Here is a 7589-nt window from a genome sequence, read left to right as displayed (position 1 = left end):
CCTGAAAGTGCTCCTGATCCCGAAAGATCCTAATGACGACAAAAACGTTATCATGGAGATCCGCGGAGCTGCGGGAGGCGAGGAAGCCGCTTTATTCGCGGGTAACCTGTATAGAATGTATTCCCGTTATGCCGAGCTGCAAGGCTGGAAAACAGAGGTCATGGAAGCGAATGTAACCGGAACGGGCGGCTACAAAGAGATCATCTTTATGATTACGGGAAGCGGCGCATATTCTAAACTCAAATATGAAAACGGCGCCCACCGCGTACAGCGTGTTCCTGAAACAGAATCAGGCGGCCGTATCCATACATCTACTGCAACAGTAGCATGTCTTCCTGAGGCAGAAGAGGTAGAGGTTGACATTCATGAGAAGGATATCCGTGTTGATACGTTTGCATCAAGCGGACCGGGCGGACAAAGCGTTAACACAACAATGTCTGCCGTTCGTCTGACGCACTTGCCGACAGGTGTTGTTGTATCGTGCCAGGATGAAAAATCTCAAATCAAGAACAAAGAAAAAGCAATGAAGGTTCTCCGTGCCAGAATCTACGATAAATTTCAGCAGGAAGCCCAGGCTGAATATGATCAAACACGGAAATCAGCAGTCGGATCAGGTGACCGCTCTGAACGTATCCGCACATACAACTTCCCGCAAAACCGTGTGACGGATCACAGAATCGGCCTGACGATTCAAAAGCTTGATCAGATTCTTGAAGGAAAACTTGACGAAGTGGTTGAAGCGCTGATCGTTGAAGATCAGGCAAGCAAGCTTCAGCAGTCGGAAGGTTAAGATGAAGACGATATTTGAAGCCCTGAAATGGGCTTCTTCTTATTTAACCGAAGCGGGAAGAGAAGAAAATGCGGCCGAGCTTCTTTTGCTTTATGATACCGGAATGGACAGAAGCAAGCTGCTCGCCAGCTTACAGGAACCGATTGGCGAAGACGAACTGTATCGCTTTAAGCGTCACGTTGAGATGCATAAAGAGGGCGTGCCGGTTCAGTACATTATCGGAAAAGAGTTTTTTTACGGACGGGAATTTATGGTGAATGATGATGTGCTGATCCCGCGGCCGGAAACAGAAGAGGTTGTCTATCATCTGCTTGAAAAATATCGGCATGTCTTTTCTGAAGACAGCAGGATCGAAGTCATTGACGTCGGTACAGGGAGCGGCGCGATAGCCGTCACGCTTGCGCTTGAAAACAAAAACTTTTCTGTGTCGGCTGTTGATATCTCGAAAGAGGCGCTGCAAGTCGCCTCCGCCAATGCGGAAACGCTCGGAGCAGATGTGGGCTTTTATCAGGGCGATCTGCTTGAGCCTTTTATTAAGGCAGGCAAAAAAGCGGATATTGTCGTCTCGAATCCTCCTTATATTTCAGAAGAAGAAATGGCTGATCTATCAGAGATTGTCCGTTTTCATGAGCCACTGCACGCTCTCACCGATGGCGGAGACGGGCTGAAATTCTATAAGCGGTTTATGGAAGACCTCTCGCTTGTCATGAAGGATAAAGTGTTTGTCGTTTTTGAAATCGGATGGAAACAGGGCGCAGCGGTCAAAGAGCTGATCCTCAAGGCGTTTAAGGGTGCGGAAGTGGAAGTGCTGAAAGATATTAACGGAAAAGACAGAACCATATGCGCCGTGATTCATAAAGATATATAAGCAGCTTGCTGGCGAGTTGATGAATCAAGCTGTGTTAACACCGGCAAAGGGGATGTAAAAGATGAAAAAGGCCCTGGCAGCAGGAATCTTGCTCATTGCGATTGAGAGCATGGTTGGCACTATTTTTCCGCAGGCTCTTTCATATGAAACGCTGTTTGGCGTTGCGTCTCTCGTTTTGATTGGGCTTGCGATCATCACATCGGGTTTGGCTGTAAGCGGAAGCGATCAGCGGGCAAACTACCATTCAGAATCCAAAGAAGGCCGTACAGCCCGCTTGAAAATGGCGGCTGCTTTCTTTGTTGCGGCGATACCTTCTATTCTATGTTATTTGCTGACGGTTTTGTTTTAATGAAAAAGGAAGCCTCTTTAGGCTTCCTTTTTTTGCAGTAAAACAGAATCCCATATCCAATAGACAAGAGCTGTTAATACAGCGAAGATGTAAAAGGCTGTATTTTGAAACAGAGATTGTCCCGAAGGCTGCAACACGCCGAAAATGATTGCGTTGGCAATAAAAGCCGCAATAAGGTAATACAGTAGATACAAAGGGCTGAACCGTTTCGGTTTTTTATTCATCATGAATTGAAGCGGCAGCGCGAATATCAAATAAGGAAACAGAAAATAAAATGCCATCGTGATGACAGCGGCAATGATAAACGAATGAATATAGATAATCGAATAAAGAACCGACATCGTGAATGCTGATAACAGCACTGTATAATTATATTTCATTTTAAACCTCCTAAAACACTATCGTACCATAAATTAGATTAACAGCTTGCTAGATTTTTTTCACCCTGTACGTTTACCTTAGGCTCTCCTTGTCCATAATAGGGCTAGAAACAAAGCACGGAGAGGAACGGTGGGGACCGATGAAAAAAACAGTAATCATATGTATATATATCTTTCTTTTATTATCCGGAGCGCTTGTAGGGCTGGCAAAGGAAGAGACGGCACAGCGATCAGAAAATCAGCCGGTGGTCATACCGGATCAGGCGATTCGCCTGAGAATATTAGCAAATAGCGACAGTGACAAAGATCAGCAATTAAAACGTCATATAAGAGACGCAGTGAATAAAGAAATCACAACTTGGGTAAAAGATATTACTTCTATTGAAGAAGCACGGCGTGTGATTCGCTCAAAGCTCCCTGAAATCAAAGCAATTGCAAAGGAAACAATGGAGAAAGAAGGAGCGAACCAATCGATATCCGTTGATTTTGACAAAATCTCATTTCCGACAAAGCTTTACGGCAACATGGTATATCCGGCTGGTGAGTATGAAGCGATTCTGATTACGCTTGGAAACGGCGATGGCGCCAACTGGTGGTGTGTGCTGTTCCCGCCGCTATGCTTTCTCGATTTTTCTAACGGGGAAGCCGTCAAAGAACAAGAAGATAAAGAAGCCTCAAAAAAGCAGACTGAGAAAGTGCTTGAGGACGTAACCGCTAAAGCGGAAAAAGCCAAAAAAGCAGAGAAAGAAGAGAAGGAAGACGGCACAGAAGTGAAATTCTTCTTAGTCGAATGGATTTCCGACCTTTTTTCCTAAACACCTGGTCTAAAAATAGATTTGCCTCATAGATTGGAAGAAAGAATGCAAAAACGGGGTGAACGGATGTTTTATCAACTGCGGGTGGCAAGGGAAAAAGACGGAAACGTGCTCGAGGAATTTTTAAAACAGGCGAAAACCAATCATGAAGGCGTGAAAGAAGGCTTCACCCAGTTTCTTATGCTGGAGGACAGCGAGAAAAACATTGCCGGATGTCTCGGAATTGAAAAAATAAGCTGTGATCAAGGGCTGCTGCGATCACTTGTGATATCGGACAAGCTTCACCAAGGCCATGTTGTGACGCTCTTTCAGAGCATGGAGCTGCTGTGCGAAAAGCACCAGATCAAAACAGTATATTTAATAGCGAATCAGCATTCCTCTGCTGACTTCCTGGCGGCACTGGGATTTGAACCAGCTGAAAGCGTACCTGAAGAGCTGTTTTCTTCTGATCACTTCTGTGAATCGCGGCAAACCGAAGGGGCCGTCTTGATGAAAAAAGCGTCTGGATAAGTGTGATTTATACACATACTTATCCACTTCTTCATTAGCGTTGTCCACAATTTGTGGATAACGCTTGTTTTATTACAGGACATCTTTTATACTTTCAAAAGGATTACACGCGTAAAACAATCGTTTTATTGTTGTGAATAAGGAGTTTGGTCAGAAAATGAAAACGAAAAGATGGTTTGTGGATGTAACTGGCGAGTTATCCACAAATGATCCACAAATTGCACAAGCAGCTGCTTTGCTTCGGGAAAATGAGGTCGTTGCGTTCCCGACAGAAACGGTATACGGTCTCGGCGCAAACGCGAAAAACACAGATGCTGTCAAAAAAATCTATGAGGCAAAAGGGCGGCCGAGCGATAACCCCCTGATTGTCCACATTGCGGACATCGGTCAGCTGAACGGTTTAACGGGTCCGGCGCCCGAAAAGGCGAAAACATTGATGAAACGGTTTTGGCCTGGAGCACTTACGCTCATTCTGCCTTGCAAACCTGGTGCGCTCTCACCTCGTGTAACGGCAGGGCTTGAAACGGTTGCCATTAGGATGCCGGATCATCCGCTTGCCCTAGCATTGATTCGCGAGTCGGGTTTGCCGATTGCGGCACCTAGCGCCAATCTATCAGGCAAGCCAAGTCCGACAAAGGCGGAACATGTGGCTCACGACTTGGATGGCCGAATAGCTGGCATTATGGACGGAGGTCCTACTGGGATTGGGGTCGAATCAACCGTACTTTCATGTGCAGGCGACATCCCTGTTCTCCTGCGCCCGGGTGGCATTACAAAAGAACAAATTGAAGCGGAGATCGGGCCGATCCTTGTGGATAAAGGACTCAGCGATCAAAATGAGAAGCCGATTTCTCCAGGGATGAAATATACACATTATGCGCCGACAGCGCCGCTTGCTATTTGCGAAGGCGGCCCAGAGCGCATTCAGCATCTCATTCAAGAATATCAACAGGGCGGCAGACGGGTCGGTGTCCTGACGACAGAAGAAAACGCGGGTGTTTATTCCGCTGATTATGTGAAGAGCTGCGGCAGACGGGCTCAGCTTGAGACTGTTGCGGCTGCGCTGTACGATGCTTTACGCAGCTTCGATGAGAATAAGGTGGATTTTATTATCGCGGAATCCTTTCCAGACACGGGCGTGGGTCTCGCCATTATGAACAGGCTGATGAAAGCCGCCGGAGGAAGAGTGATTCGCTGAACACAGTCAGATGTTCTAACCCTTTTTGGACACGCATAGGCTAAAAAAGCGGGGCGTGTCCAAGGGGGTTATTCATGTATGTCGGATTTGTTCATAGGCGAACTGATTACTTTAAGCATCATGGCGTTTGCTTTAGGGATGGATGCTTTTTCTGTCGGTCTCGGAATGGGCATGGTCAAACTCAGGAAAAAGCAGATATTCTATATTGGTTTCATCATCGGCCTCTTCCACGTCATCATGCCTCTCGGGGGGATGGCGGCCGGTAACATGCTGTCAGGGCTCCTCGGTGTGTTAGCGGTTTATATTGGGGGTTCGCTGCTATTTGTTCTGGGGGTTCAAATGCTTATGGCCTCTTTTAAGCAGTCAGAAGAACGATTCATGTCGCCGACAGGGCCGGGCTTATTGCTGTTTGCCATCGGCGTCAGCCTTGACAGCTTCTCCGTCGGTTTGAGCTTGGGGATATACGGATCACATCCGCTCCTTACCATTACCCTGTTCGGGCTTTTCAGCATGATTTTGACATGGCTGGGCCTGCTGATCGGAAAACAAGTGCAGTCATGGCTTGGCACATACAGCGAAGCGCTCGGGGGCATCATATTAATCGTATTCGGCCTAAAGCTGCTTTTGCCAATTTAATATACCAATAAAAGAAACGAAGTCGCCGTTTCTTTTTTCTTCATATATAATAGAGAAAAATAAGGGGTGACTGACATGAATATTATTTTTGTCTGTACTGGAAATACGTGCCGCAGCCCAATGGCTGAGGCGCTTTTTAAATCAATTGCAGAAACGGAAGGGCTGAATGTCAGTGTCCGCTCGGCAGGCGTGTTTGCTTCGCCTAATGGGAGAGCGACGCCTCAAGCGGTCGAAGCGCTGTTTGAAAAACATATTGCCCTGAATCATGTGTCTTCTCTATTAACTGAAGAACATATGAAATCAGCTGATTTGATTCTGGCTATGACCCATCAGCACAAACAGATCATTGCCAGCCAATTTGGACGTTATCGTGATAAAGTGTTTACGCTAAAAGAATATGCCACAGGCAGCCATGGGGATGTTATCGATCCGTTCGGCGGTTCAATTGACATCTATAAACAAACGAGAGATGAGCTTGAAGAGCTTCTTCGGCAGCTGGCAAAACAACTGAAAAAAGACGGCAGGTAAGTTGTCAGAAAATCTGCAAACAGGTCATTTGCAAATCCTGCGTGAAGGAGTAGAATATAGTGAAAAGCACATCATATGGTGTGAATGAAAGAGCGGACAGGCTGCGCGGTTAACATAGCGGGCGGGGCCGTATCACACACGCTGGGAGGAAAAGCAGATGAAAGTAGCCATAGCATCGGATCATGGCGGCGTTCACATTCGAAATGAAATCAAAGAGTTAATGGACGAATTGCAAATTGAATATATTGATATGGGCTGTGACTGTGGCAGCGGATCTGTCGATTATCCGGATTATGCTTTTCCGGTGGCCGAAAAAGTGGTTAGCGGCGAAGTTGACAGAGGGATTTTAATTTGCGGGACAGGTATTGGCATGAGCATTTCCGCCAATAAAGTCAAAGGCATCCGCTGCGCGCTGGCGCACGATACATTCAGCGCAAAGGCGACGAGAGAGCATAATGATACTAACATCCTCGCGATGGGTGAACGAGTGATCGGCCCCGGTTTGGCGCGGGAAATCGCGCAAATCTGGCTGACCACTGAGTTTACCGGCGGAAGACATCAAACCCGTATTGGAAAAATCTCAGATTATGAAGAGAAAAACCTGTAGGGGTGCTGTTCAATGAATGAGATCAAGCAAACGTGGAATACGATGCTGTCTGAATTTCAGGAACAAGCGGGATTGAAACAGGATCAACTCTTTGTCCTTGGATGCAGCACGAGCGAAGTGGCTGGCAGCCGGATCGGAACATCGGGCAATGTAGACATCGCGGAAAGCATCTACAGCGGGCTTGCCGGGCTTAAGGAAAAAACGGGAATCCATCTCGCGTTTCAATGCTGTGAGCATTTGAATAGAGCACTTGTCATCGAGGAAGAAACGGCCCGGCTGTTAAGGCTTCCAACCGTTTCTGCCGTACCCGTTCCGAAAGCGGGCGGGGCGATGGCTTCTTATGCGTTTAAGCAGATGAAGTCTCCTGTTCTTGTCGAAACCATTCAGGCTGATGCCGGGATAGACATCGGCGATACGTTTATCGGCATGCATCTGAAGCCGGTGGCTGTCCCTGTACGAGTCTCTCAAAACAGTCTAGGTGCAGCCCATGTGACATTAGCGCGTACGCGGCCGAAACTGATCGGCGGAGTACGGGCCGTTTATGAGTGCGAATGAAAGGACTGCATGCCAGTCTTTTCTTTTGTTTTAAGGAAGAAAATAAATTCCGAACTTTAACTTAAATTTAAGTTATTAATATTCGTTTTTACCAATAAAAGTTTTGATTTTTTAAAAATAATCTTTTACATTGGCCTAAAAAACCATGTACAATAGTGGTGGTAAAAACAAAGAACAGGATACGGATAGGAGAGGATCTCGCTGATGAAACATTTACCTGCGCAAGACGAACAAGTGTTTAACGCCATTAAAAATGAGCGTGAACGCCAACAGACTAAGATCGAATTGATTGCTTCTGAGAACTTTGTAAGTGAAGCGGTTATGGAAGCACAAGGATCTGTTTTGACAAATAA

At 46.4% G+C, this 7589-nt stretch carries 11 protein-coding genes and 1 pseudogene; 11 read left to right on the top strand and 1 reads right to left on the bottom strand.

Annotation, left to right across the window (positions count from 1 at the left end; genetic code table 11):
* From prfA to RAC86_RS32110, 3 genes are all read left to right on the top strand, one after another.
* Positions 1-790: peptide chain release factor 1 (gene prfA / locus RAC86_RS32120; protein ID WP_377886454.1), on the top strand; the 790-nt coding region annotated here is incomplete at its 5' end.
* 1 nt (position 791) lies between these two features.
* Positions 792-1658, top strand: coding sequence for a peptide chain release factor N(5)-glutamine methyltransferase (gene prmC, locus RAC86_RS32115; protein ID WP_072565416.1), 867 nt, complete (start codon positions 792-794; stop codon positions 1656-1658).
* Positions 1659-1719: 61 nt separating this feature from the next.
* Positions 1720-2007, top strand: coding sequence for a DUF5316 family protein (locus RAC86_RS32110; protein WP_072565415.1), 288 nt, complete (start codon positions 1720-1722; stop codon positions 2005-2007).
* A 17-nt stretch (positions 2008-2024) separates the two neighbouring features.
* Here the strand turns inward: RAC86_RS32110 and RAC86_RS32105 are convergent, their stop codons facing one another.
* Complete coding sequence (locus tag RAC86_RS32105) at positions 2025-2387, bottom strand: UPF0715 family protein (protein WP_072565414.1); 363 nt, start codon at positions 2385-2387, stop codon at positions 2025-2027.
* 140 nt (positions 2388-2527) lie between these two features.
* Here RAC86_RS32105 and spoIIR point away from each other — a divergent pair, with 140 nt between their 5' ends.
* The 8 genes and pseudogenes from spoIIR to RAC86_RS32065 all read left to right on the top strand — a co-directional run.
* Positions 2528-3202 carry a stage II sporulation protein R gene (gene spoIIR, locus RAC86_RS32100; protein WP_041521093.1) on the top strand — a complete coding sequence of 225 codons (675 nt, stop codon included), beginning with the start codon at positions 2528-2530 and terminating at the stop codon, positions 3200-3202.
* A 66-nt stretch (positions 3203-3268) separates the two neighbouring features.
* Positions 3269-3712, top strand: a complete 444-nt coding sequence (locus tag RAC86_RS32095; protein ID WP_072566790.1) for a GNAT family N-acetyltransferase — start codon at positions 3269-3271, stop codon at positions 3710-3712.
* A 157-nt stretch (positions 3713-3869) separates the two neighbouring features.
* A complete protein-coding gene (locus RAC86_RS32090; protein WP_061186486.1) occupies positions 3870-4910 on the top strand; it encodes an L-threonylcarbamoyladenylate synthase in 1041 nt (346 codons plus the stop codon).
* A 78-nt stretch (positions 4911-4988) separates the two neighbouring features.
* The gene (locus tag RAC86_RS32085) at positions 4989-5546 is read left to right on the top strand and encodes a manganese efflux pump MntP (protein WP_014115509.1); all 558 of its coding nucleotides are present in this window, start codon (positions 4989-4991) and stop codon (positions 5544-5546) included.
* A gap of 75 nt (positions 5547-5621) precedes the next feature.
* A complete protein-coding gene (locus tag RAC86_RS32080; RefSeq protein WP_072565413.1) occupies positions 5622-6074 on the top strand; it encodes a low molecular weight protein arginine phosphatase in 453 nt (150 codons plus the stop codon).
* 157 nt (positions 6075-6231) lie between these two features.
* Entirely contained in the window at positions 6232-6681 is a 450-nt protein-coding gene (gene rpiB / locus RAC86_RS32075; RefSeq protein WP_061186485.1) for a ribose 5-phosphate isomerase B, read from the top strand.
* A 12-nt stretch (positions 6682-6693) separates the two neighbouring features.
* A complete protein-coding gene (locus RAC86_RS32070) occupies positions 6694-7236 on the top strand; it encodes a TIGR01440 family protein (RefSeq protein ID WP_061186484.1) in 543 nt (180 codons plus the stop codon).
* Positions 7237-7440: 204 nt separating this feature from the next.
* Positions 7441-7589: pseudogene (locus tag RAC86_RS32065) on the top strand (serine hydroxymethyltransferase); the annotation flags it as partial.

Source organism: Bacillus sp. LR_5 (genome assembly GCF_042709275.1).
The sequence above is the reverse complement of the archived record's forward strand: the minus strand, read 5'-3'. Positions and strand labels throughout refer to the sequence as shown.

Bases quoted from the DNA above. Each gene is read 5' to 3' on its own strand.
- RAC86_RS32090 (WP_061186486.1), top strand. From the start codon at position 3,870: ATGAAAACGAAAAGATGGTTTGTGGATGTAACTGGCGAGTTATCCACA.
- RAC86_RS32105 (WP_072565414.1), bottom strand. From the start codon at position 2,387: ATGAAATATAATTATACAGTGCTGTTATCAGCATTCACGATGTCGGTT.
- RAC86_RS32070 (WP_061186484.1), top strand. From the start codon at position 6,694: ATGAATGAGATCAAGCAAACGTGGAATACGATGCTGTCTGAATTTCAG.
- prmC (WP_072565416.1), top strand. From the start codon at position 792: ATGAAGACGATATTTGAAGCCCTGAAATGGGCTTCTTCTTATTTAACC.
- spoIIR (WP_041521093.1), top strand. From the start codon at position 2,528: ATGAAAAAAACAGTAATCATATGTATATATATCTTTCTTTTATTATCC.
- RAC86_RS32110 (WP_072565415.1), top strand. From the start codon at position 1,720: ATGAAAAAGGCCCTGGCAGCAGGAATCTTGCTCATTGCGATTGAGAGC.
- RAC86_RS32085 (WP_014115509.1), top strand. From the start codon at position 4,989: ATGTCGGATTTGTTCATAGGCGAACTGATTACTTTAAGCATCATGGCG.
- RAC86_RS32095 (WP_072566790.1), top strand. From the start codon at position 3,269: ATGTTTTATCAACTGCGGGTGGCAAGGGAAAAAGACGGAAACGTGCTC.
- RAC86_RS32080 (WP_072565413.1), top strand. From the start codon at position 5,622: ATGAATATTATTTTTGTCTGTACTGGAAATACGTGCCGCAGCCCAATG.
- rpiB (WP_061186485.1), top strand. From the start codon at position 6,232: ATGAAAGTAGCCATAGCATCGGATCATGGCGGCGTTCACATTCGAAAT.